This is a genomic window from Bifidobacterium pseudocatenulatum DSM 20438 = JCM 1200 = LMG 10505 (assembly GCF_001025215.1).
In the GTDB taxonomy this organism is placed as follows: domain Bacteria; phylum Actinomycetota; class Actinomycetes; order Actinomycetales; family Bifidobacteriaceae; genus Bifidobacterium; species Bifidobacterium pseudocatenulatum.
The window spans coordinates 867376-892421 of the sequence record NZ_AP012330.1 but is presented as its reverse complement, the minus strand read 5'-3'; the positions used below and the strand labels follow the sequence as shown (position 1 = coordinate 892421).

Annotated in this window: 19 protein-coding genes; 3 read left to right on the top strand and 16 right to left on the bottom strand. The window is 55.1% G+C overall.

Annotated features, from left to right (window positions below; all coding sequences use genetic code 11):
- Nucleotides 1-6: 6 nt before the first annotated feature.
- Both BBPC_RS03670 and BBPC_RS03665 read right to left on the bottom strand, forming a co-directional pair.
- Nucleotides 7-519, bottom strand: a complete 513-nt coding sequence (locus BBPC_RS03670) for a GNAT family N-acetyltransferase (RefSeq protein ID WP_033524082.1) — start codon at nucleotides 517-519, stop codon at nucleotides 7-9.
- Between the two features lie 106 nt (nucleotides 520-625).
- Nucleotides 626-3892: a UPF0182 family membrane protein gene (locus BBPC_RS03665; RefSeq protein ID WP_004221528.1), complete on the bottom strand. Its 3267-nt coding sequence runs from the start codon at nucleotides 3890-3892 to the stop codon at nucleotides 626-628.
- 139 nt (nucleotides 3893-4031) lie between these two features.
- Here BBPC_RS03665 and BBPC_RS03660 point away from each other — a divergent pair, with 139 nt between their 5' ends.
- On the top strand, nucleotides 4032-5267 hold the full coding sequence (locus BBPC_RS03660) for a glycoside hydrolase family 3 N-terminal domain-containing protein (RefSeq protein ID WP_167335618.1): 1236 nt from the start codon (nucleotides 4032-4034) through the stop codon (nucleotides 5265-5267).
- A gap of 140 nt (nucleotides 5268-5407) precedes the next feature.
- On the opposite strand, the gene BBPC_RS03655 is transcribed toward BBPC_RS03660, so the two are convergent.
- The 4 genes from BBPC_RS03655 to BBPC_RS03640 all read right to left on the bottom strand — a co-directional run bounded on the left by BBPC_RS03655 (nucleotide 5408) and on the right by BBPC_RS03640 (nucleotide 9378).
- The gene (locus BBPC_RS03655; protein ID WP_033524080.1) at nucleotides 5408-5617 is read right to left on the bottom strand and encodes a CstA-like transporter-associated (seleno)protein; all 210 of its coding nucleotides are present in this window, start codon (nucleotides 5615-5617) and stop codon (nucleotides 5408-5410) included.
- Nucleotides 5618-5634: 17 nt separating this feature from the next.
- The gene (locus tag BBPC_RS03650) at nucleotides 5635-8043 is read right to left on the bottom strand and encodes a carbon starvation CstA family protein (RefSeq protein WP_004221523.1); all 2409 of its coding nucleotides are present in this window, start codon (nucleotides 8041-8043) and stop codon (nucleotides 5635-5637) included.
- A gap of 199 nt (nucleotides 8044-8242) precedes the next feature.
- Nucleotides 8243-8578: a branched-chain amino acid transporter permease gene (locus BBPC_RS03645; protein ID WP_004221521.1), complete on the bottom strand. Its 336-nt coding sequence runs from the start codon at nucleotides 8576-8578 to the stop codon at nucleotides 8243-8245.
- Nucleotides 8575-9378: an AzlC family ABC transporter permease gene (locus BBPC_RS03640; protein WP_004221519.1), complete on the bottom strand. Its 804-nt coding sequence runs from the start codon at nucleotides 9376-9378 to the stop codon at nucleotides 8575-8577. Before BBPC_RS03640 ends, BBPC_RS03645 begins: the two co-directional genes overlap by 4 nt.
- Nucleotides 9379-9633: 255 nt before the next feature.
- Here BBPC_RS03640 and BBPC_RS03635 point away from each other — a divergent pair, with 255 nt between their 5' ends.
- Nucleotides 9634-10476 (top strand): DUF3737 family protein, encoded by an 843-nt coding sequence (locus BBPC_RS03635; RefSeq protein WP_004221518.1) that lies wholly within the window; start codon nucleotides 9634-9636, stop codon nucleotides 10474-10476.
- 102 nt (nucleotides 10477-10578) lie between these two features.
- Here the strand turns inward: BBPC_RS03635 and dtd are convergent, their stop codons facing one another.
- The 6 genes from dtd to BBPC_RS03605 all read right to left on the bottom strand — a co-directional run bounded on the left by dtd (nucleotide 10579) and on the right by BBPC_RS03605 (nucleotide 17786).
- On the bottom strand, nucleotides 10579-11049 hold the full coding sequence (dtd, locus tag BBPC_RS03630) for a D-aminoacyl-tRNA deacylase (protein WP_004221516.1): 471 nt from the start codon (nucleotides 11047-11049) through the stop codon (nucleotides 10579-10581).
- A 120-nt stretch (nucleotides 11050-11169) separates the two neighbouring features.
- The gene (locus BBPC_RS03625; RefSeq protein WP_033523995.1) at nucleotides 11170-12900 is read right to left on the bottom strand and encodes an MFS transporter; all 1731 of its coding nucleotides are present in this window, start codon (nucleotides 12898-12900) and stop codon (nucleotides 11170-11172) included.
- Nucleotides 12901-13113: 213 nt separating this feature from the next.
- Nucleotides 13114-13905 (bottom strand): 6-phosphogluconolactonase, encoded by a 792-nt coding sequence (gene pgl / locus BBPC_RS03620; protein WP_033524079.1) that lies wholly within the window; start codon nucleotides 13903-13905, stop codon nucleotides 13114-13116.
- A gap of 43 nt (nucleotides 13906-13948) precedes the next feature.
- On the bottom strand, nucleotides 13949-14905 hold the full coding sequence (locus BBPC_RS03615; RefSeq protein WP_022245526.1) for a glucose-6-phosphate dehydrogenase assembly protein OpcA: 957 nt from the start codon (nucleotides 14903-14905) through the stop codon (nucleotides 13949-13951).
- Nucleotides 14902-16473, bottom strand: a complete 1572-nt coding sequence (gene zwf / locus BBPC_RS03610) for a glucose-6-phosphate dehydrogenase (RefSeq protein ID WP_370622439.1) — start codon at nucleotides 16471-16473, stop codon at nucleotides 14902-14904. The genes BBPC_RS03615 and zwf overlap by 4 nt, the downstream gene beginning before the upstream one ends.
- A gap of 131 nt (nucleotides 16474-16604) precedes the next feature.
- Nucleotides 16605-17786, bottom strand: a complete 1182-nt coding sequence (locus tag BBPC_RS03605) for a MalY/PatB family protein (protein WP_004221506.1) — start codon at nucleotides 17784-17786, stop codon at nucleotides 16605-16607.
- Between the two features lie 357 nt (nucleotides 17787-18143).
- Here BBPC_RS03605 and BBPC_RS03600 point away from each other — a divergent pair, with 357 nt between their 5' ends.
- The gene (locus BBPC_RS03600; RefSeq protein WP_004221501.1) at nucleotides 18144-18941 is read left to right on the top strand and encodes an SDR family NAD(P)-dependent oxidoreductase; all 798 of its coding nucleotides are present in this window, start codon (nucleotides 18144-18146) and stop codon (nucleotides 18939-18941) included.
- A gap of 134 nt (nucleotides 18942-19075) precedes the next feature.
- Here BBPC_RS03600 and gndA read toward each other — a convergent pair whose 3' ends face one another.
- The 4 genes from gndA to BBPC_RS03580 all read right to left on the bottom strand — a co-directional run bounded on the left by gndA (nucleotide 19076) and on the right by BBPC_RS03580 (nucleotide 25008).
- Complete coding sequence (gene gndA / locus BBPC_RS03595) at nucleotides 19076-20524, bottom strand: NADP-dependent phosphogluconate dehydrogenase (RefSeq protein WP_033523993.1); 1449 nt, start codon at nucleotides 20522-20524, stop codon at nucleotides 19076-19078.
- Nucleotides 20525-20625: 101 nt separating this feature from the next.
- On the bottom strand, nucleotides 20626-23172 hold the full coding sequence (locus BBPC_RS03590; protein ID WP_033523992.1) for a bifunctional lysylphosphatidylglycerol flippase/synthetase MprF: 2547 nt from the start codon (nucleotides 23170-23172) through the stop codon (nucleotides 20626-20628).
- 24 nt (nucleotides 23173-23196) lie between these two features.
- Entirely contained in the window at nucleotides 23197-24600 is a 1404-nt protein-coding gene (locus BBPC_RS03585; protein WP_033523991.1) for an alpha/beta hydrolase, read from the bottom strand.
- Nucleotides 24601-24738: 138 nt separating this feature from the next.
- Nucleotides 24739-25008: a histidine kinase dimerization/phospho-acceptor domain-containing protein gene (locus BBPC_RS03580; protein ID WP_152595396.1), complete on the bottom strand. Its 270-nt coding sequence runs from the start codon at nucleotides 25006-25008 to the stop codon at nucleotides 24739-24741.
- Between the last annotated feature and the right edge of the window lie 38 nt (nucleotides 25009-25046).

Genomic DNA, 25046 nt, shown 5'->3' with positions numbered 1-25046 from the left:
TTGTACTTACAGGTCGAGATACCAGTAACTCATGTCACGCATGGTGCCGGTGGAATCGGTGGCGGCAGTTGGCATGAGGCCAAACTGTGTAAAACCGAACCGTTTCATCAGTGCGATCGAACCGGCATTGTCTGCGAAAATAATGCCGCATGCCTTACGCATATTACGCTTTCGACATTCTTCAAGCAGTTTGGTGAGTGTGTATGTACCGACTCCCCTGCCCTGCCATTGCGGATCGATATAATAGGCGAGATCGGTGACGCCGTCGTATCCTGCGCGATCGTAGAAAACGGAAAGCGCGCTGAATCCAATGATCCGCCTCTCTCCGTCATCATCTACCGTTTCCGTAACGAACACCGCGTACGGATCATGATGCGATTCAACCCATGCTTTGCGCTGTTCGTATGTGCGTGGAGTTATATCGGCCGATGATCCACCTCGTATGACTGCAGCGTTGTAAATGTCGGTGATTGCTTGAATGTCGTTTTGCGTTGCGATGCGGTAGGAATACTCGATCATGTTTTTGAGCATACCGGGCATATGCATAAGGCGGAAGACCGGTTCTCCATATGGAACCAGTCTCCCGCCTTATGCAAACAGCAATCGTACGGAACTTGTGCGGAAACTACTGCTCGAGTTCGAGCGCCTTGTTCAACGCTTCCTGAAGTTTCTTCTGCGCCTCGCCATAAGCGGACCAATCGCCTTTCTTCATGGCCGCGTCGGAATCCTTCATTGCCTGGGAAGCGTCGTTAAGCGCGCTCTTCAGACCGTTGCTCATCGTGCCGGAGCTACTACCGGTATTGCCGGAACTGCTGTCATTGCCCGAGTCTGTTCCAGATGACGAATCCGTGCCATCGGTTCCGGAAGAACCATCGGTGGAGGCATCGCCGTTGGTATCGGACGTATCAGTCTTGCCACTGGTCGAGCCGTCGACGTTTTCAGCATCGCCAGCGGATGCACCGGAGTTGCCGCCGAACACCTGATCGAGCGCTTCGTCCAACGTGTTGGCGAATCCGACCTGGTCGCCGAAGGCCACCAACACCTTCTTCAACAGCGGGAAACTGGTGGAACCGGAAGACTTGACGTACACCGGCTGCACGTACACCAATCCGCCGCCGAGCGGCAGTGTAAGCAGATTGCCTCGCTGCACATTGGTGGAACCGGATTCAAGCAAATTAAGTTCCTTCGACACGTCGGCCGACGCATTGAAGTTGTTCTGTGCCTGACCGGGGCCTGGCACATTGGAATCCTTCGGCAACTCCTGCAATCGAAGCGTGCCATAGTTCGCGCCGATCTTGCCTTTTTCGTGGCCCGCATCGGAATCGACAGACAGGAATCCCGTCAAAATCTCTCGAGTTGACGTGCCTGCGGGAATATACGACGACGTCAACGAGAACACCGGTTCGTTGGATCCACCGGTCTGCAGCGTCAAATAGTACGGCGGCTGCAGAATGTCGCGTTCCTGAGCCTGCTGGGATTCGGTCGGATCGACTGGAGTCTGCCAGAAATCCTCACCGGAGAAGAACTGGCTGGCGCTCGACACATGGTACTTGGTCAACAGTTCTCGCTGCACCTTGAACAGGCTTTCCGGGTAACGCAGGTGGCTCATCAGATCGCCGGAAATCTCCGACAACTGGTGGTACTGGCCGGGGAAGATCTTCTGCCATGCCTTGATCACCGGATCGGATTCGTCCCACACGTACAGGTCCACGGAACCGTCATACGCATCGACGGTGGCCTTCACGGAGTTGCGAATGTAGTTGGCGTTCTTCGAAGCCAGCTCACTCACCGTGGCCGAAGATTCCGTAGTGGAATCCTTGGAGGCTTCGCCCAGATCGGTCATCTGCGAATACGGGTAGGCGTCAGACGTGGTGTAGCCATCGACGATCCACTTGACACGACCATCCACGACCGCCGGGTACACACGGCCGTCAAGCGTCAGGTATGGCGCGACCTTGGCCACACGCTCCTTCGGGGAACGATCATAGAGAATCTGCGATTCGGAGTTCACACGGTTAGAGAACAGAATCTGGTCGGAGCCGAAACGGATGGCATACAGCAGTCGGGAGAAGATATTACCGATCTTCGGGCCGCCATTGCCACCGAACGTGTTGGTGGCGCCTTCGGAACCGGTCGGGTAATCGAACTCCCACGACTGCGTACCTTCCGGAGCGCCCACGATCGAATATTCGGAAGCGTTCGGCGAGAAGTAGATACGCGGCTCGTACTGTTCGGATTCGGTGAGCTTGCCTTGGGTTGGAATACCCGCCTCGAAGAACTTCGGCTGGCCGTCGGCCGTCACCTTGTTGCCGTAGGCGGCCACCACACCATAGCCGTGCGTGTACACGGTATGGTCGTTGACCCAGTTACGATTGTCAAGACCGGCAAGGTCAAGTTCTCGTGCTGCGATCACCGTATCTTGGCTCACACCGTCGACCTCATATTTGTCGACGGCAAGAGTATCGGCAAACGTGTAATACTGCTTGGATTGCTGCAGCTGCTTGAATGTCGGGGAAACGATCTGCGGATCGAGCAGTCGGATCTGCGCGGTCGATTCCGCGGAATCAGCCAACGCACCAGCCTCGCCTTCCGTAGTGGCCTGATACTGTTCGGTCTTCACATTGTTCAGACCGTATGCTTCACGGGTGGCGTCGATATTACGCTGGATATAGGTAGATTCCATTTCCTGCGCGTTCGGATTCACACGGAAACGCTGCAGCAGCATCGGCCATGCCACGGTAAGCACCAAGCTCACCACAATGGCGGATGCGATGGCCACGGTCGGCACCTTCCACGCTTTAAGCGCTTCGGAAGCACGCACCGCAATCGGAGCCTGGCCTTCCAACGCATGCGACTTCATGATCCACACGCCGAGAATCACACCGAGAATGACGGTGATGGCAGCCATGATGAAGGTGACGGGAATCGTGGCGTTGACCGTGGTATACGTGGCACCGGTGATGCGGCTACCCTCCTGCGTGAGGTGGGAGAACACGCCAAGCACCTGATTCGTCGCCCATGCGAACATGTTGAGCATCAGCCAGATGCCGATCTGTCTACGCGCACGCTTGGTGATGTGGAACAGTCCACGACCATGCACTGGCATGGTGATTCGGATGCCGCCCATCATCACATGCGTGACGATGGAGAAGATGATGCCGGCAAGCAGCAGCAACGACACTGCCGACATGATCAGCTTCAAGCCAGGCAATACGAACACATAGAAACCATTGTCGATGCCGAATTGCGGGTCGGTGGTGCCGAAACTCTGCGCGTTGAACATCAGCAGGATTTCAGACCAATTCGCATTAAACTGCGATCCGAACATCAAGCCGACGATCAATGAAATCACCACAGCCACACGACGTGCATTCTTTGAGCTCACGCCCTTGCCCACTTCGATGGTGTCGCCGTTAATACGAATCGTGGAACCATCGGCAGCATCGGGGCGAGCCCAGATCGCCAGCGACGCGGACAGGAATCCGACCGCGGCGATCAGCAGCGCATACGCCACCCACAGGCCTACCCTGGTACCCAACTGCGTCCAAATCACGCTTTGGAAGCCAAGCTGCGCATACCACATGACGTCGGTGATGAACTGCGCCAAGCCAAAGAACAGGCCGATGATGATGGCAAGCGCCAGCACCACACCGATTAGAATCTTGTTGCCGTTCGACGATTTGCGCGGACGGTTCGGCTGGCGTGTGATACGCGGACCGGACGGACCTCTTGGAGGCATGTTCGCCGAAGACCGGGCGGTGTTATCACCATCGGTTTCGACATTGAGAATGATGGGATCATCGTTGCCGGATTTATTGGCACGCTGCCCTTGGGAGCGGTTCGGACCGCTTTCCGGGTCGAACATGGGACCAAACATATCAAAAAAAGACATACTAATAGCCTATCGACAGGCACGGAACGTGCTTTATGCCGCTAGCCTAATGTTTACGCAATTCACGAACACGAATCCACCCGTTCTTTTCTTATGCGATCGTATTCGCCATCACCGGCATGTGATAGATAATGACACTATGAGGAGAGTTCACGTTCATTTCGCTCGTTGTGCTGCCGCACTGTGCGCCATCGCACTGCCGCTATCGTTCGCTGGGTGTTCATCCAGCGCGAGTTTGAATGCTGGCTCCAACCAATCCGAGCAATCCAATTCGCAGCAGTCCGATGCATCACATGATGCGCTTGACAAATCCAACGTGCCAAGCGTGGTGGACGACTCGCCGCATGGCAGAGCTGTGGCTGCAGTCAATGCCATGAGTCTTGCAGAGCGCGTCGGTCAGCTCGTCATGGCACCCCTGTATGCGGGATCCGATCCTTCCTCGTTACAGGATCTCATTGTGAACCAGCATGTCGGATCGGTGTTGATCATCGGCAATTGGAATTCGGGAACGGCTGGCGTGGCCACCGCCACATCCACCTTGCAATCGTATGCCCCTGGTAATAATCAACTCCTGATGACCACCGATCAGGAAGGTGGTTTGGTGCAGCATCTGCAGGGTGATGGGTTCGACCAGATGCCTTCCGCCACCAATCAGGGTTCAATGTCGACCAACCAGCTACGGCAATCGGCTGCCGTATGGGGTTCCCAACTCAAGTCGGCCGGCATCAATGTTGATTTGGCGCCGGTGGTGGGCACGGTAACGGTAGATAGGGCTTCCAATGGCCCGATCGGCGCACTGTATCGTGATTTTGGTCTTGATGCGGACGGCAATGCCGACCATGCCAAGGCGTTCATTCAGGGCATGGCGGATTCGGGTGTAGGCAGCGCCATCAAGCACTATCCTGGTTTGGGTTCGGTGACGGGCAACACCGATTTCACCGCCGACGGCATTCTTGATACCACCACCACGTTGGACGGTGCGGAAATCGGCGCGTTCAACAGTACGTTGGAGGCGAACCCTTCCATGGTGATGATGTCGCTTGCCACCTATCAGGCTATTGATCCGAATAATCCCGCCGTGTTCTCCAGCGCTTTGGTAACGGATTATTTGCGCAATACGGTCGGATTCCAAGGTGTCATCACTTCGGATTCTTTGTCCGCCACTGCGTTGGGTGGCATTCAGCCGAGTGATTTGGGTGTGCGATTGGTTGAGGCCGGCGGTGATCTTGCCTGCATTGGCGCTTTCGATTATGTTCAGCAGGTTTTGGATGGTTTGAATGCGAAGGCCGCGGCTGATTCCGCTTTTGCAGACAAAGTAACGCAGTCCGCGATTCGTGTGATGACATTGAAATACAGCATGGGACTCGCTTCTTGATTGCGAAATATTGATTGCGGAACATGCAATCGAATATCTTCGGTATAGGAATAATCGCAAGCAAGCAACATAAATATAAGAAAAACAATCCCCGTCTTCCGAAATGAAAGACGGGGATTGTTTATGTATGGCCGTTAGTTTCAGCAACAGCAACTGGTGTTGGGATGCTTGCGATCGTATTCCTCTCGCATGCGCCAGTATTCGCGTTCGGTCAGCGGGGTTTCGCAGGGATGTTCGCTTGCGAAATGCTCCAGATAGTGGTCGTATTTCGCTTCTCCGCTGAATTCGCGCACATACCAGACGAATCCGGCCTTGGCTTTCAATAATGCGGACCAGATTCGTCTGACCATGGTGGTGAATCCCTGCATCAGGCTGCTGCCTGTTCCTTCTGCGCCAGCTCATAGCTCTTGGCCGCGTATTCGCGCTGCACCTTCTTTTCGAGCTTGGTGGCGATCAGGCTGGACGGTGCGAACCATTCGGATTCCACGAACGGCTCCTCAGACGTGGTTTCCACACCGAACTTGCCCTTGGCAAGAATCTTCACGGTCTGGTAGATGCCGACGACCAGGAAGACTCCCATCATGACCATGAAGAACACGGAGAGCACGCCGTCAAGGTACGCATTGGAGAGTGCGGCCTTGGCGTTGACCAACGCTTCGCCTTCCAAAGTGCCACCATCGATCAGCGTCTGATACTTGGAAGCGGTGGCGAAGTAACTGATCGGTCCGACGATCTTCTGGAAGTCGGCGGTGAAGGTCACGGCCACATCCCAAACGAGAGGAACAACAGGAATCCACAGGTACTTCTTATAGCCAAGCTTGGCCACGCAAACGGTGACCAGCATGAAGCATGCGGCGGCAAGCAGCTGGTTGGAAATACCGAAAATAGGCATCATGGCGTTGATACCACCATTCGTATCGCACACGCCGACCCACAGCAGGCCACCCCACAGGGCGGTTGCGATCAGTGTGGTGATGATGTTGCCCGGTTTCCACGTCGGATCAGCGAACTTCTTCAGCTTGCGCACGTTGCCCAGCAACTCACCAATCTGATAACGGGCCACGCGGGTGCCGTTGTCAACGGTGGTGAGGATGAACAACGCTTCGAACATGATGGCGAAGTGGTACCAGAAGGCCATGGAGTCATGACCGCCGAGGTAGGACTTGAGGAAGTTGGCCATACCCATAGCGAACGTGGTGGCGCCGCCGGTGCGGGAAACGATGGTGTTCTCGCCAATGTCGGAAGCGGCCTGCTTCAAAGCGTCGGCGCCTTCATAGGTCTTGGCATTGCCGTTCTCGTCGACAGAATCCCAAGTGACCTTCATCTGGTTGCCTTCAATGTCGGAAACCTTCATCGAATCCACGGCCTTGACCGCGGCCTCAGCCCGCTCGTCAGGAGTGGAAGTGGCGGTCAGGGTCACGCCGGAAGCGGTGGAGATCTGCGAGGCGGACATGTTCGTGGAGAAGTAGATGCCCTGGGAAATGGTGATGGCTGTAATCAGTGCGATCACGGCGGTGAAGGATTCAACCAGCATGGAACCGTAGCCGATCATGCGGATCTGGTTTTCCTTCTCCACAGCCTTCGGGGTCAGGCCGGAGCTCACTGCGCCGTGGAAGCCGGAAAGAGCGCCGCACGCGATGGTGATGAACAGGAACGGGAACAGGTCGCCTGCGAAGGTCGGTCCCGTGGAGGTGGACGCGAATTCAGTCAGAGCCGGCATCTGCACGGACGGATTGGCGATGAGAATGCCAAGCACGAGCAGCACAAGCGTGCCGATCTTCATCAGCGTGGACAGGTAGTCACGCGGGGTGACGAGCAGCCAGTGCGGCAACGCGGCGGCGGCGAAGGAGTAGATCACCAGTGCGATAACCAGTTCCTTGGCGTTCAACGTGAACACGTCGGCGATTGCCGGAACGCTGGAGATCCAACCGCCAGCGATGATGTCGATCACGAGCAGCACGAAGCCGAGCACCGTGGTTTCGATAACGCTACGATGCAGGAAACGCTGGAAGCAGCCCATGATCAAGGCGATCGGAATGGTCATACCAATAGAGAACACGGCCCACGGCGAGGAAGCCATGGCCTTGATGGCCACGAGCGCAAGGAATGCCATGGCGATGGCGGTCATCACGATCAGGAAGATCGACAGGATAGTGCCGCCGAACTTGCCCATTTCGTCGGTTGCCATCTGACCGAAGGAACGGCCGCGACGCTTGGCGGAGATCCACAGCATGAGCATATCCTGCACGGCGCCGGCGAAAATCACACCGAGAATGATCCACATCACGGACGGCAGATAACCCATTTGGGCGGCCAGAATAGGACCAACAAGCGGGCCCGCACCGGAAATGCCGGCGAAATGCTGGCCGAACAGCACGCGACGGTCGGCACGTTCGAAGTTGGCGCCGTCATGCACGCGCTCGGCCGGCGTCGCGTTCGCATCGTCGGTACGCATGATCTTGATCTGAATATAGTACGCGTAGAAACGGTAAGCGATCGCGTAGGAGCACAATGCCACAACCACGAACCAGATGGCGCTGATCTGCTCGCCACGGGAAACCGCCAGAATAGCCCAACCAATAGCGCACACAATGGCAATGACGGCCCACAGCAGGGCCTTCGGCCACGTCCACACCATCTTCGGCTTCACACCGACAGGGAGCCCCTTCGAATTGCGGATGACGCGTTCCGCTTCCTCAGGCGTGTAATCATCCTTGAACTCCAGTTTGCCGGGCGCTGGAACCGCGGCATTGGCAGTGCTTGCTGCACTAGTCATATTGTTCTCTCTCGTTAGATATAACTCTTCTATACAGCCAGAGCCGCTCAACACAGCTCCTTATTGGCTAAAGAAAAAGAGTAGGCGCGTCAATCGCATCAACGCATTTCTTCTCACGATATGGGATATCAGCAATAACAACTGTGGAAAATCCCTATAAAACTCACTTCAGATTTGGGCAATCCTACAAAACAGACAATCATGCAAAAACAAGCTGAAGTAATGCCATATACACGACGGTGCCGCCGGCGATCGAGAGCAGCATGTTGCGTTTCCATACGTGCAGCACGACGATCGCGGCGATGGCGATCGCTTCGGGAATGCCGTGGCTTCCAGCAAAAGGATTGACGTTTTTCAGCGAATACACCACCAGCAGTCCGGTCATAGCATACGGAAGCACGTTGCCAAGATAGTCGATGATGTGCGGCGGTTTCTTTGACTCGGGAAAGAGCACGAACGGCAGAAAACGGGTGATGATGGTGCCAAGCACCGCCATCAGTACAGTGACGACGCCCTGCCATGTGGTCATGATCATGACCGCGCCTCCCCTACTTCGTTACGATCCGCAGCGGATTCGACCGCACCATCAGCATCATCACGTTTCCCAACATTATCAGGTTTCAAATCATCCAAATACGGACGCAACATAATGAACATCACCAGCATGGCAATCAACGACGGGATCATGAAATTGTCAGCACCGAACAGCGCCATGCAAATCACCGGCACCACAGTGCCCGTCAACGCCGCCATATGGCTTTTGCGTTTCGTTGTCAACCATTGATCCACGAAAATAACCACAAACAATGCGGTCATCACGAAATCCAAACCGGTGGTGTCGAACGTCAATCGCCAGCCGACAATGCCTCCGAGCGTCGCTCCAGCCACCCAGGAAACCTGATTCAGCAGCGACACGAAGAAATAGAACCAGCCGCGGTCAACATCCGCCGGTATTTGCGCGCTGTTGTTGACCGCGAACGTCTCATCACACATGGCGTAAATCAAATACGGTTTTTTCGCCCCCATGTTCTTGAAACGCCCCAGCATGGACAGTCCGTAAAACAGGTGCCTTGTTCCCATCATCAGCGCCAACATAAGCGTGGCGAACGGATTGAATGCGGAAACCAGCAGATTCACCGTAACGAATTCCATGGAACCGGTGTAGATGAACGCGCTCATGTACAACGGCCACAGGAACGAAAACCCGCGGGTTCCCATAAGCACTCCGTACGACATGGCCAGAAAGAAGAAGCTGATGCAAATCGGCAGCACTTTGGGGAACGCGGCTTTGAACGCACGCGTCTTCACTCCCCCATTCCGCTGGCTCATCCGCATTCCTCCCTGCCATACGTGGCAAGCCCGTTCGCGACCACAATGCCTTGTAACCACCCAATTGTCTAATCGTTCAATTCATGGTACCGACAGTCATGTTTCGCAAACACCCGCACGCATATCGACATTGCTTATAACGCGTTCCATCGCTCATCCGCTTCGCCCGCCAGCGAAACATGGGCATGCGTTTGACTTCAAGTACTTGAACTTTCTATCTTGGCAACAGAACGTTTTCAAGGAGAGTTATCAGTGAGTGACATGCACGAGGTTCGTCAGGCGTTACTGACCGGCGAACGCGCCGAATTCCAAGCATCAGGCAAGCGATATATCGACACGATTTTCGATGATGGCGAATCACCGTTGAAGCATGCGCATGATATTGAGCTTAAGTCGAGTTCGTTCAAATGGAAGTATCCGCTGTGGTATTGCTCGGATATTTTGGCAAAGGATTGCACATGGTTCGAGATGGCACGCGCGGGCGTGTGGTATACGAATACCATTCGTGTTGAGGATTGCACGTTTGAAGCGCCGAAGAATTTCCGCCGGTGCCATGATGTTGCGTTGAGGAATGTTGATTTCGTCAATGCCGAGGAAACATTATGGGCTTGTTCGAACGTTTCACTGGAAAATGTGAGTGCTCGTGGCGATTATCTGGCGATGAATTGTTCCGATATTAAAGCCTATAATCTGCGTTTGGTTGGCAATTATCCATTTGATGGCGCACGTAATATTGAAATCACAAATTCTCGATTGATTTCCAAGGATTGCTTCTGGAATTGCGAGAATGTGACAGTACGTGATTCATTCATTTCCGGCGAGTATTTGGCTTGGAATTCCCGTAATGTCACGTTTGAGAACTGTACGATCGAAAGTCTGCAGGGTTTGTGCTATGTGGATAATCTCGTATTACGTAATTGCCGTCTAATCAATACGACGCTTGCTTTCGAATATTCGAATGTGGATGCCGATATTCACAGCACTATCGATAGTGTATTCAATCCTTCGTCCGGCACGATTCGTGCGGATGTCATCAAGGAATTGACTCTTGACCCAATGAAGATTGATCCGAACAAGGTGACGATAATTACCGACAACAGGTAAACATCATTGTCAATCAAAAAACAATATTTGAGGAGCTGCAAATTATATCACAGCTCCTCAAATATTTTTTATATCACCAAGCAATCGTCGCTTTACTATTGATTACAGATTGTCGGTATCAATGGCGATGGTTACCGGACCGTCGTTGATCAGTCCAACGCGCATGTGCGCTCCGAAGCGGCCTTCGCGTACTGGCACACCGCCGGATCGCAGCGCTTCGTTGAATTTGATCCAAGTAATGTTGGCATGTTCCGGCTTGCCCGCTTTGACGAAGCTTGGACGGTTGCCTTTCCTCACGTCGGCAAACAACGTGAACTGTGAAATGGACAGGATTTCACCGCCGATGTCTTTGATGGAACGGTTCATTTTGCCTTGCTCGTCTTCGAAAACCCGCAGGTTGAGGATTTTGTGGGCAAGCCAAGAAATCTGCTCCTCACCATCCTCATCGGTTACGCCTACGAGCAGCATGAATCCGGATCCGATCTGCTGCGGTTCGAAGGTGGGGTCGATGGTGCCCAGTTCGTTGACAACGTCAACGCTGGCTTGGCTCACTCGTTGCACTACTACTTTCATAACCCCACCTTACCGCGCGATCAGTTTCGCCTTGGTATCGGCCGGCTTCAGTAGAACTTTTCGCCGTTGAGCTGCTGGCCCACCAAAACCATTCAGCAGATCGTCCCTGCCTCATGTTTGTCAGTGTGTGCTATGCGTTGATGCCGCGCGTCGCACAGCGACCGAAGCCAGCAAACCGATGAGCAGCATGCAGCCTGCCACCAAAAGTGTCCAACGGTTGCCCTCAATGAACCCGGAAGTCATCGCATCGGCGATTTTCGGCGCTTCGTCACCGAATTGGGCCGCCGATCCATCTCCGCTGCGGAACGAGCCAATTACACCGCCAGCCGAGCTGCTGACCGCCTTGGCCAGTCCATCGCCGACTTTAGCGGGCAGTCCAAGGGATTCAAGTCGTGCCGGCAACGTCCCATTGATGGCCATGGTCAATGCCGCGCCTGAGATGGCCGAGCCCATGGCGGTGCCAAGCTGACGGACGGTGGACTGGGTGGCCGATCCTTCACCGGACTGGGGAATCGGCACTTCGGACAGCACCACGCTGGTCAGCTGCGCGGAAGCGAGCCCTAAGCCGCAGCCGTAGGCGGTCAAAGGAAGAAGCTGCCACCACACTGCGAATTCCACCGGCATGAGGACTGCAATCACGGCTACCGCGATGATCTCAATCACCAAGCCAAGTTGGACCACGTCGACCGGAGTGAATTTGGAGGCCAGCATATGTGCCTGACTACCGGCGATAATAGAGCCCAATCCCATCACGGCCAGCATCGCACCGGCCTGTAGCGTGTCGAGTCCGCGCGCGTTGATGAGATACAGCGGAAGCGCGAACACCAGCGCGAACTCGCCGGCGGCGATGGCCGCAGCCGACAGATTGCCCCACGAGAATGTCTTGATGCGGAACAGGGTCATGTCCAGCATCACCGGTCGCCCGGCTTTGCCTCGTGCAAGTTCTACGGTTATGAAGACGACCAGCAGGAGCATACCGGCGACCAGACAAATCGGCACCGGCGACAGCCAGCCGTGGTTCCATGTCAGACCACCCATCTTCAACTGAGTGGAAGTCTGCTTCCACCAGCCGTAGGTCTCGCCTTCGATAAGTCCGAATACGAGCAGGGCAGAAGTCAGTGCGGACAGCACCACGCCTGGAATGTCCACATCAATGCTTTGGAATCGAATGGTAGAAGAAGCGGTTGAGGAAGTGATGTTCGAGGTATGGCCACCGGTCTTTGGCACCAAAGGAATGGTTGCCACAAAAATGATGATGCCTAGCGGAAGGTTCACCAGGAAAATCCATCGCCACCCCAAGGTCTCGGTAAGCACGCCGCCGAGCAACGGTCCGAGAGCGGCGGCTGAACTCATTACCGCGCCCCAGACTCCGAAAGCCGCAGCGCGATACTTGCCACGGAACGTGGCGGACACCGTGGACAGGGTGTTCGGCATGATCATCGCGCCACCGATGCCCTGCAACGCGCGAGCGGTGAGCAGCATGCCAGCGTCCTGCGATGTGGCGGCGAGCAATGAACTTGCCACGAAAATCACAGTTCCAATTGGGAATACCAGTTTGCGTCCTTTGGCGTCACCAAGCTTGCCGAAGGGAAGCAGCAGCGCGGCGAGTACGATGTTGTACAGTGATGTGACCCACTGGGCGTCGGTCAGGTCGATGCCGATATCGTCGATAATGGTGGGGATGGAGACGTTGACGATTGAGCTGTCCAGCACAATCATGGCCAGTCCCAAAGCCAACACCCATAGCGCGCCCCATGGCGGAGTTTGTTCCGGATGAGGTGACGTGGACATCGTGGAAGACGATGGCATATCGGGCTGAAGCTGATGTTGGAACTTAGATGGCTGTTCCATGATGCCGTTTCCTCTCATAGTCATAATGCAGGGTCTGTCATGTTTGACTGCCGCCATACTACACGCATGGCGTTGCGCGCTCACTCATCCAAACGATTCAGCCTTGATGTTTAGCCATGGGAGTAATCCATGACAGGCAGAGACTTAGGTGACGTGCCCGTCACGGAACCAACGGAACCCGGCTATCGGGATTCCATAGTCCCGGTTCTTGCATCACAATCTGGAGGCGGCACCTTTGTCGATAAGCCACAGCAGTTCCTCACCATCGGCATAAGAGCTTGGCGCATGCGGATTGTTGCGTTGCGCGAATGCTGCAGCAACCGCATCCGCCTTGCGTACTTCAGATGTGAACACCCACGTGTGCTTCGATCGTGCGATCATCGGCACGGTCAGCGTCAGGCGCAGTGGCGGCGGCTTCGGTGAATCGCGCACACCGGCGACAAGCACATGCGGATCGTCGATCTCCGACTCGCCATGGTCGGGGAACAGGGATGCGAAATGCGCGTCCGGTCCCATACCGAACATGGCGATGTCCAAAGCTGGATTCTCACCCAACTGTTCAATGAGTTCACGCTGGTATTGCGCGGCGGCTTCAGCCAGCACCGCATCAGTCTGTTCGGGTGAGGCTGCCGCGACGCTTTCCAAGTTACGCTCATCGGACGGCATCGCATGAATGTTGCCTGCCGGCATACGGCCGTCGGCAACCAGTTTGCCATACCATGCCTCACGCGCCTGCTTGGCGTTGCGATCATCGTCATCGGCGGCCACGAATCGTTCGTCGCCCCACCATACGTGCACGCGGCTCCAGTCCACGGCATCGTTCAATGGGCTCGCGTTCATGGCGTCGAACACTCGATTGCCGTCGGTTCCACCGGTCACGGCAATGTCAACGCGAGTGCGATTCGGTTCCGACAGAAGATCGGTGATGGTCAACAGCGTACGTGCGGCCACGGCTTCAGCCAGAATCTGAGGATTGGGATATACAACGGTGGTGCGTTCTGCCATATGCTTTTCCTGCATTGTTCCTTTATTGTTTCGGAGAATCGATTCAGTGCTTCGAATTGATAAGATCCCAGCCTTGAGTCACGACTTCCGCATAGATCTCGTCCGGATAGAGTCGACCCAATTCCTCACTCAAGCATTCCTCGATGGTTCGTGCGGGAACGCTCATGGTTTGCGGGGACTGCCCTGGAACGTTCAATACGGCGATGCCATCGTCGGTGGATGGGCGTTCCAAACTCAGCACGCCATCGGAACGGGTCAGATACACGCCGGTCACGGCGGTTGCATTCGGATCGTCTTCCACCACAACAGGCACGTTCAGACGAAGACGAAGCCATGCGGCCAGCAGATTCAACGGCAGGAAGTTCTTTGGTCCGGTCACACGCACGCCGCTTACTGGAAGATGCGGCGGCTGGTCAAGCATCGAAGCGAGCATTGCGCGCCAAACAGTCAAGCGAGTCCACGACATGTCCACATTCTTCGACGACCAGTTGCGGCGCAGATCATCCATGGTCCGCATCGGATTCGAGGAATGCATGGCATCGGTGATACGGCTGCGCGCCATGGAACCCAGCAAATCGTTTGACAGATTCGCCGGAGCTTCGTTCGGCCACCAAGCCACCACCGGAGCGTCCGGCACCAATAGCGGAATCACCAATGTATCAGGGTGGTGAACCAGCCCACCAATCGGACGCAACACGATGATTTCGCCCGCGCCAGCGTCGGAACCGAATCGCACTTCCGCGTCGAGAAAGGTGTGCGGCTTGCCATCATCGGCAGCGGCATCCACCCTACGTGAATTCGGCGCGATTGCGATCACACGGCAGGGATGCTCACGGCTGGCGTTGTTCGCCACGGCGAGATCATGCTCCAGCGACGTCTCATTCGTGGAGATCAGCAGTGTGAGCACGCGACCCAGAGCCGCTTCGCCACGCTCCTCGTGCAATTCATCGATTTTCGCCGAAATCTCACGGGTTTCGGTGTTCTTCATGGTAATGATCACGGCATCCTCCAACGGTGTCCATCGCGGGCCAGCATTTCAACGGCTTCCTGAGGGCCCCACGTTCCGGAACGATACGGCTGCGGCTGGCCAAGCGTGGACCAGAACTCTTCGATCGGATCGAGGATCTGCCAGCTCAATTCCACTTCGCGTGTGGTTGGGAACAGTGGCGGATCGCCCAGCAATACGTCAAGAATCAGACGTTCATAGGCTTCCGGAGACGATTCGGTGAACGAACGGCCGTAACCGAAGTCCATCGACACGTCACGGACCTCCATCGACGTGCCACCCGGCACCTTCGCGCCGAACCGCATGGTCACACCCTCATCGGGCTGCACGCGGATCACGATCGCATTCTTGCCGAGCTCCTTCGTTGCGGTCGACTCGAACGGCAGATGCGGGGCACGCTTGAACACCACGGCAATCTCCGTGACACGCTTGCCCAAACGTTTGCCCGTACGCAGGTAGAACGGCACGCCGGCCCAACGGCGCGTATCGACATCCAGTCGGATCGCTGCGTAAGTCTCTGTGGTTGAAGCCGGATTAATGCCCTTCTCATCCAAATAGCCGACAACCTCATGAGAACCCTGCCATCCGGCGGCATACTGTCCGCGGGCCGTATGCGCCGCCAGATCCTTCGGCAAGCGCACTGCGGACAGCACCTTCGTCTTTTCAGCCGTCAGATCAGCGGCGGAGAAGGAGACCGGCTCCTCCATGGCCGTCAATGCCATGAGCTGCAGCAGGTGGTTCTGGATGATGTCGCGTGCGGCACCGATGCCGTCATAGTATCCGGCACGACCGGCCACGCCGATATCCTCGGCGTGGGTAATCTGCACATGGTCGACGTAATTATTGTTCCAAATCGGCTCATACATGGCGTTCGCGAAACGAAGCGCCAGAATATTCTGCACCGTCTCCTTACCGAGATAATGATCGATACGGAACACACTCGATGGGTCGAACACCTCGGAAACCACACGATCCAGCTCCTTAGCGCTGGCCAGATCATGCCCGAACGGTTTCTCGATGATCACACGACGCCAAGCGCCCTTGTCGGACTTCGCCAGACCGCAATCCGCCAACTGTCGGGAAACCTGCGGGAACGCGCGCGGCGGCACCGACATGTAGAACGCATGGTTACCTCGCGTGCCACGATCACGGTCAAGCTCGGCAACAGTGTTCGACAATCGTTCGAACGCCTTCGGATCATCGAACGTGCCCTGCACAAAACGAATACCGTCGGCGAGCTGCTTCCAGGTCGCCTCCTTGAATGGCGTGCGGCAGTGCGCCTGCACGTTCTCCTTCACGAAATCCTTGAAATGATCCTCGGTCCAATCACGACGTGCAAAACCCGTCAAACCGAAGCTTGGCGGCAATAGGCCACGATTAGCCAGATCATAAATGGCGGGAAGCAGCTTCTTGCGTGACAGATCGCCGGTCACGCCGAAAATCACAATACTGCACGGGCCTGCAATACGTGGAAGTCGAAGATCGCGCGGATCGCGCAGCGGATTCGTCCACTCTTCAGGCGTGCCAAGTACGGATGAAACAGTTTCAGTCATATGCCTCATAGTATCGCCAACAGGTCACGGACGGCGGTGCCCATCCGAAAAACGTCCTTTCCATATTTTGTGAAAACCCACAAAACCAGCCGTTTCCTAGCGGCTGTGAGCAATATCACAGCCGATGGTCTTATATTAATTCACCGAAAATCACGTAATCCGGCGAACAGACGATTGAATCCTTCTTGCATGGTGCTTCGCGGGCAGGCCACGTTGATGCGAATGAAATCATGCCCGTTGCCGCCATACTCGGCACCTTCGGAGAACATCACCTGATGATTGCGCTTGAGATGTTCGCACAACAGAGCGGTATCGTGCGTCAGTTTCGAACAATCGACCCACAACAAGTAGGTGGCATGGCTTTCAATCAGGGCGATGCGTCGTTCCGGTGCCGCGGCAGCATTGTATTCGTTGATCATGGCTCGTGCTTCGGCTTTGTTGCCTGCCAAGTATGCGCGCAATTCCTCAAGCCAAGGCTCGCTCTCGTTGAAGGCAGCGAGCGTGGCCGTCATGGCGAAGGCGTTCGGTTCGGCCACTTCGTCCGTGTTGAGCGCACGCCATACCTTATGCCTCAGCACGGGATTTGGAATCATTACGGCAGCCGTGTTAAGACCGGCGATATTGAACGTTTTGGTCGGTGCCATGCAGGTCACGGAGTTCATTGCGCACTGCTCATTCACCGAGGCAAAGGGCACGTAATCATATCCCGGATCGGTAAGATCACAATGAATTTCGTCGCTGATTACGGTCACATGATGGTTCCAGCAAAGCTCACCTATGCGTGCGAGGGTGTCGCGATCCCAGATTCGGCCTACGGGATTGTGTGGATTGCACAGGATCATCAGCGTGGTTTGCGGATCGGCCAACTTGGATTCCAGATCGGCCCAGTTGATGGAGTAATGTCCGGAACCGTCGTATTCCAACGGTGATTCAAGCACGCGGCATCCATTATTGATAATCGAATTGAAGAAAATGTTGTAGACCGGAGTTTGGATAAGCACGTTTTCGTTTGCTGTGGTGAGTTTTCGTACCATGCTGGAGATTGCCGGCACCACGCCGGTGCTGAATACGAGCGATTCCGGGTCGATATCAAGATTATGCCTACGGTGCCACCAGTCAACGTATGCCTGATTCCATTCAGGAGGGACGATGGAATATCCGAAAATACCGTGGTCAAGACGCTGCTGCAGTGCGGCTCGAATCTGTGGAGCGGTTTGAAATTCCATATCCGCCACCCACATGGGCAGCGCATCTCCTGCCTCTTCCCACTTGAGCGAATACGTGCCGGATCGGTCTACGGGAGTGTCGAAATCGTAAGTCATGCCATCAAACTTAAGAACTTCAAGTGGACGAAGTCAAATGCAAGCTGTGAATGATCCCGGTTTCACGACATGCATTGTAATGACTTTGTCGGTCGGGCCGCCCTGTTGTATGAGTTCAAAAACATGGCCTTTCGAACATTCCATACTGGTTCTTTCACATTCATGCTGACGCACCCATTGTGAACGAACCAAACCAAAATAACTAATGTAAATGATGTATTACTTTCCATGCGAGAAGTGCATGAAAACTGTCAATCAGCCAGCCCAGTCGAAAAGTTCCGGACCATTGCGTTGCAAATGGCGTTATTGCATGCGTATTGACTACCATGAACATCAATACTTAAGAAAGGTGGTTTTATGGCATATGCGTTGATAACGGGGGCTTCGAGTGGCATTGGGCGTGAGATGGCGGCATTGTTTGCGGCCGACAGGCATGATCTCATCATTACGGCACGCAGTCAAGGCAAACTTGATGACGTGAAGCGCACGCTGGAACATCGCTATGGCGTGCATGTGGAGACGGTTGCGCTTGATCTAAGCGAGTCTGACGCACCGCAACAGTTGCATGATTACACAGTTTCGCAAGGTTTTGAAGTGGATCATCTCGTCAATAACGCCGGTTTTGCGGATTGGACGGGTTTTCTCGACGCCGACTGGCATCGCCAGCATGAGATGATGCAGCTCAACATGGCCGCGTTGGCTGAACTTACGTACCGTTATGGTCGTGATATGCGCGAGCAGGGTCACGGACGCATATTGAACATCTCTTCTGTTGCTTCAATGATGGCAGGCCCATATATGGCGATATATTTCGCGTCGAAAGCGTTCGTACGATCGCTTTCGGAAGCGGTGTCGTACGAATTGCGAGATACCGGTGTGAGTGTGACCTGCGTATGCCCCGGACCGACATCCACAGGGTTCGCCAAGGCCGCGAACATGCATGGCATGAATTTCTTCACGCTGACCAAACCGGCCACCGCCTACCAGCTTGCCACCTACGCGTATCGGAAGATGAAGCAGGGGCGCACGCTTGCCTACCACGGCTACCTCACCAAAGCCGGAGCCGCAGCGGAACGACTACTCCCCCGCGCTCTGACGCGACGGGTCGCCGCAATCATGAATGGCGGCAACCCACGCAACCAGCATCGCGAATAATTCAGGAGGCAACTCAACGAGTTTCCCTTGCGGCTGATCATATTTGCCGCAACACAAAGAGCCGCACACTTTTCATAAAGCGTGAGGCTCTTTTCATCTGTTAATCCGCTAGATTCGTTGCAGAAATACGTCTATCAGGCTTCGATTTCCTCGCGGCCCGGCTCAGCCCACAGCGTGTGGAATGCGCCCGGCTGATCCACACGCTGGTAGGTGTGAGCGCCGAAATAGTCGCGCTGACCTTGGATCAGGGCGGCGGGCAGGCGCTTGGAACGCAGTCCGTCGAAGTACGACAGCGAGGAAGCGAACGCCGGAGTAGGCAAACCGTTGACGGCGGCCTGAGCCACCACGTTACGCCAAGACTTTTCGGCGGTTTCGATGGCGTTCTTGAAGTACGGAGCGAACAGCAGCGACACGTTGGCTTCACCTGATTCGAACGCTTCGGAAATACGGTTGAGGAACTTCGCACGGATGATGCAGCCGCCACGCCAGATGCGTGCCACGGCAGCCAGATCGATATCCCAGCCATATTCTTCGGCAGCAGTGGTAATCTCGTTGAAGCCCTGGGCGTAGGCGACGATCTTGGAAGCGTAGAGTGCCTGACGAATGTCTTCGATGAAGGCCTTCTTCTCATCGTCGGTGAGGTTCAGGTTGCCGTCAGGGCCATTGAAGCCCTGCTTGGCGGCTTCCTCACGTAGATCAGCTTCGGAGGAAAGACCACGGGCGAACACGGCTTCGGCGATGCCGGTGACCGGTACGGCCAGAGACAGTGCGGTCTGCACGGTCCACGTGCCGGTGCCCTTCATGCCAGCATGGTCGACGATCACGTCAACCAGCGGCTCACCGGTCTTCTTGTCGGCCTGATGCAGCACTTCGGCGGTGATTTCGATCAGATAGGAGTCGAGTTCGGTCTTGTTCCACTCTTCGAACACGTCACCGATCTCAGCCGGAGTCATGCCAAGGCCACGACGCATCAGATCGTAGCTTTCAGCGATGAGCTGCATGTCGGAGTACTCAATACCGTTGTGCACCATCTTGACGAAGTGGCCAGCACCATTGAGACCGATATGGGTGACGCACGGTTCGCCTTCGGCCTTGGCCGCGATGGATTCAAAAATCGGCTTCAGAGTCTTCCAGGATTCTTCGGAGCCACCCGGCATCATGGAAGGTCCAAGCAGAGCGCCTTCCTCACCGCCGGACACACCGCATCCGACGAAATGCAGTCCGCGAGCGCTGATTTCCTTCTCGCGGCGAATGGTGTCCGGGAAGTAGGCGTTGCCTGCGTCGACGATGATGTCGCCCGGCTCCATCAGGTCGGCGAGCGCGTTGATCATGGCGTCGGTCGGCTCTCCCGCCTTGACCATGATGATGGCGGTACGCGGCTTGACGAGGCTGTCCACGAACTCTTCGAGGGTTTTTGCCGGGAAGAATTCGCCTTCGTTGCCGTGTTCGTTCATGAGCTTTTCGGTACGGCCGTAAGAGCGGTTGAACACTGCCACCTTGTTGCCGTGGTGTGCGAGGTTACGTGCGAGGCTACCGCCCATTGCGGCAAGACCGACTACGCCGACGTTTGCTTCAGCTGACATGCTGGCCCCTTCCATCAGGAAAAGTAGTACTTTATGAACCGTTCTTTAGTGTAGACCCGAGCTACCCCAGAACCATGGACCGTCTCAAGTCTGACATCATGTCAATCACGCGGCGCAATCGTACGTACGAATCGCATGGCTTCGGCAGGTGTGAGCGACGGCACGTAGGCTTGTGCCACGGCAAGCGATATTTGCGGCAGTTTGGCTGCGTCGGGATAGCAGATATACACTTTCTCTTCATCGGGGTGGAATTTCAGTTTGAAACGGAATAGTGAGTGGAATCCGTATGCTGGTTCCATGATGTCTGCGACCATTTGCAGTGCATGACGCAACACTTCGCTTTCCTCGTGTTCGCCTTTGTTGGATCCCATACCGGCCAGCGGCGCCGCCGATAAGCTCATGAATTCCACGTTGCCTTCGTCGCGTAGTCGTTCAGCCATGCGTGCAATCAGGAATTCCATGATGCCGTTGACGCTGTCGGTGCGATGCCTCATGAAGTCAAGCGTCCAACCGATGATCGTACCGTCACGATAGGTGGGCAGCCAGCTGGTTACGCCAAGGACTTTGCCATTGCCGTCAACCGCGTAGAGTAGGCGCACCCGGGAGTCGATCAGTTCGTCGACGCCTCCCAAGGTGAATCCCATTTCCGGCAGGGCCTTTTTGCCGGCCCACTGTGCGGAGATCTCACGAATCTGCGTTTGTACTGAGAAGGGTGCCTCCTTGAAAGTGGTGAGCACGTCGGTGATGCCGTCTCGTTTGGCTTTGTTGATGGCGGTGCGCACGTCCTGCCATTTCTTGCCTCGGGTCTGCCATTCGTTGGGATTGACGACCATTTCCGTACCGACGTCAAGCGAATCCCATCCGGCTTTGGTGAGTTCGGCTCGCTGCGATTCGTGCACACTGTAGAACACGGGCGTCCAAGAATGCCGTGCGCAGAATGTTGCGAAATCAATGAGATCATCCGCATATTCGCTGGGATCTCCGAATGGTCCGGTCACGGTCAATGCGATGCCGTAAGACACTCGATAGGCGATCGCGGAACGTCCGGTTGCGGAAAACCAATAGTCATTGCCTTCCCAAGTAGTCATGAACGACATGGATTCGCCGCCAAGAGGAATGATTTCATCAACGCGATGACGTGAAGCATCATTCACCATGGAACGATCTCGCAGACAATCCCAAGCGCAAAGCAATGCAATAATCCAAAACACCGGACCGACGCACTGATATACCAGCAAGGAAATTCGGCCGACGGGCACAAACTCAGGTTCGATACCACTCAACAGACCAATTGGTAGCAATCGCTGCACATAATCGGCAAGCAATGCGATCAATTGCGGACTTTCATTGAAATCGTCGGGAGAGGCAAGCCCATATCCGGCATACATCAATCCCAACAACAGAAAAGCCGACAATGCACCTGCCGCAGCACGCAACATAATCTCACTTCTAGTGCGAATCGTAAAACACTGACGGAACGCAATGACGATAACGATAAAAATCAACGGCAATGCCATAGTGGAAAACATCGCATGAAACGCACCATGACGAGCCAACGCAGGCAACGCATCAGCCTGCGAATCGCCAACATATTGCAGCGGAAGCACCACATAAAACAGCATCGCAAGCACCACTGTGCACGCATTGAACAGCACGCTCAACGCTGCGGCAATACGGCGTCCGCGATACAGACCCCATGCGATCAACAGCAGCATCAGCGTCGGCATCAACGACACCAGCCAGTTTCCGGGCATGGTGAATCGCATCATACGATATTGCGCGAAACAGTTGGCATGCGAGGAACCGTTGAGGCAATCCAACACTTGTTCCGTGTCGAATTCCGTGGAACCTGTCAGCAAGCCGAACATGGAGAGCAATCCGAATGATTGTCTTGAGGAAACGGCAACCAGCGAACCGACCGCCTGTACGCCGGCAGCCATACCAATCAGCCTGCGCATCTCATACAAGGCACCATGCCTATACACATCACCTTGACTCTCGGAAGCCATCAAATAGCCAAGCACATGGCCAAGCAACGCCGACGCCAGCAAACAGTAATCGCCGGCTTCACCACGATACAGGAACAGGATCAGCACCACGCTATAGCCGATCACACGAATACGCCGACGCCACAGCATGGCGGTGAACGCGCTGGCACACATCAGCGTGCCCACCACAACAACCAGCGGCCCCAAAATCGCACCATCATGCGAAATCGCATGCCATTGCGGACTTTTGCCTGCGAACAGCGAGCATAATCCCATACCGAGCGCTATGCCGCCAAGCGTGGTGATCAGCGACACCCATGCCGTCTTCGCCTTTCCAATCACCGTTTCGCATAAGCCGAATGCGATGAGTATCAGTGGAATGTCGATCAGCAGACGACCCAACTGAGGCACCGACAGCAGTGAAATCGGCGCGGTATACCAGCGCCCATGCGCGAGCGCGTCAAAACTCACGCGCGACAATTGCGGCGGAAATTGCGTATGTCTAATGCCGCATACGAGCTGCATGCCGACATTGAACAGCGTGATGAACAGCACAAACCCCAAGGTCATGCGATGCTCACGAATCCAGTCGGCAAGATCGGCCATAAGCGCACGAAAGCCAAATAATGGTTTCACTGTTGATTCCTGCGATTGCGTCATAATACAGTACTTCCGTTCGATGATTCAGATTGAAATGCGTTTAAGATTCGGATAGTCAGCCAATTTCGGCTTAGCATCACTCAGTCCCGTGTTATAACCGAATACGACAAGCCCATACCGCAACGTGTCTCGCACGGCATGCCAGTCATGCGCATTGCCGAGCGATTCGACTGCCGTAACATGCATGCCCTCCTGTTGAGCAACCGGTGCGATGAGTTCGACATTGCGCACAGACTCGCGATCACGCTCCCCCGCGCCGATCACAAGCGTCTGGTTCGAAGGCGCATGGTTGCGAATGGCGTTGATGGGAATCTGCTTCTCATATGCGGTGCGATCGCCGTGAAAGAACCGGCTGATCATACTGCTTTCACTGCCATTGGTCGGTTTGAGTTCGCTGCCGGTGGGGATGATGGTGCTGAACAAATTCGGATGGTTCGCACCGATTTGCAGCGAACATGTGGCCCCCTGTGAAAAACCTGCGATCGCCCAATCTTGTGCTTGCCGTGCCGCAGGAAGATTGGTTTTCACCCAGTCGACCACGTCTTTCGTCAAGTAGGTCAACGCCTTGCCGTACACCGGCGAATCCACGCATAGGGTGTTATGCGAATCGTCTCCCAACTGGTCGGCCGCAATAACAATGGGTGCGAGTCCGCCATGATGCTGCGCGTAATCGTCCATCATGGTTTGAATGCCGCCCGCGGCAAACACGCGCCCCGGAGAGCCCGGCTGGCCGCTCATCATCAGTATGACCGGCAACGCCGGCTTGTGTTTGGCTGTGACAAGCGCTGCCGGCGGCAGATATACCAGCGCCTGTCGCGCTTCGAAATGCGATGTTGTGGCTGGAATATTTACTTTACTGACTTCGCCATGTGCGGGAATATCGCTGATGCTACCGTCTGCCGCTTCCTGCCTCCATTGCGTGACGCTAATCAAATCGTTGCGTTTCGCCATTCCCGTCAGGTCGGCTTCGTTATAGGCGTCTTGGCCGAACAATGATCCGATGGTGGCATATTCTCCATACGCCTGATCGATGCCGGTGGCGGTGGAAAACACTGCGCATACCACCAGTATTACGGCGACGGCACGCAACACTCCCCTATGCAGCATCGCATGGCTGACCGCAAAACCGATGATCGCGCAACTGCAACCAGCCCACGCGATCACACGCGGGCCCAGCTCAACACCGAACACCACAAACACGTCCGACAGCAACCAGGCAATCACCAATCCGACAATGCCGGCAATAACCGCAATCACCATCGGACACGCAACTACGGCAATTGCACGTTTACCACCGCCACAGCTTCCGCCAACCATCTCCCATATCGCAATACCCAGCAGTATCGCCGCCAGCACCGCGGTTATCGAAAACAACGTTGCCGGAAACCAGCCATCCACCAAACTTATGTTCACCAACCATGCACGCATGCTCACTTCTTGCTTTCATATTTTTCACTTCCAACGTGCCAGTTGTAGTCCACGAAACGTTGGCACGACCTCATCCTTGAGGCTGATTTTCCTTGGAATATCAACGAAAAATACTGTGAGCAAGCTGAATGAATGATGCTATTCGGTAGCGTTCTTGCCTTTGCCGATCACGCCTCGAACGCCATCATGTGCCGCATTGACGGTGTTTTCCGGATTGTCTGCCTGCACCACGTCGAGCAGATTGGAGATGATCATGTTCATGCGGTCCACATCGAATCTCAGCTCATTCAACGGCTCGTCGATGGACTTATCTCGCTTATGGCGGAATTCAATAAGATCGGCTCTTGTATAGAGGATGGCGAGCAGTGTTTTCAATTCGTGACTGGCAGATGCAATATTCCCATGCAATGTGATCCAGCTTAGAAGACACTAAGAAACGCATCCAA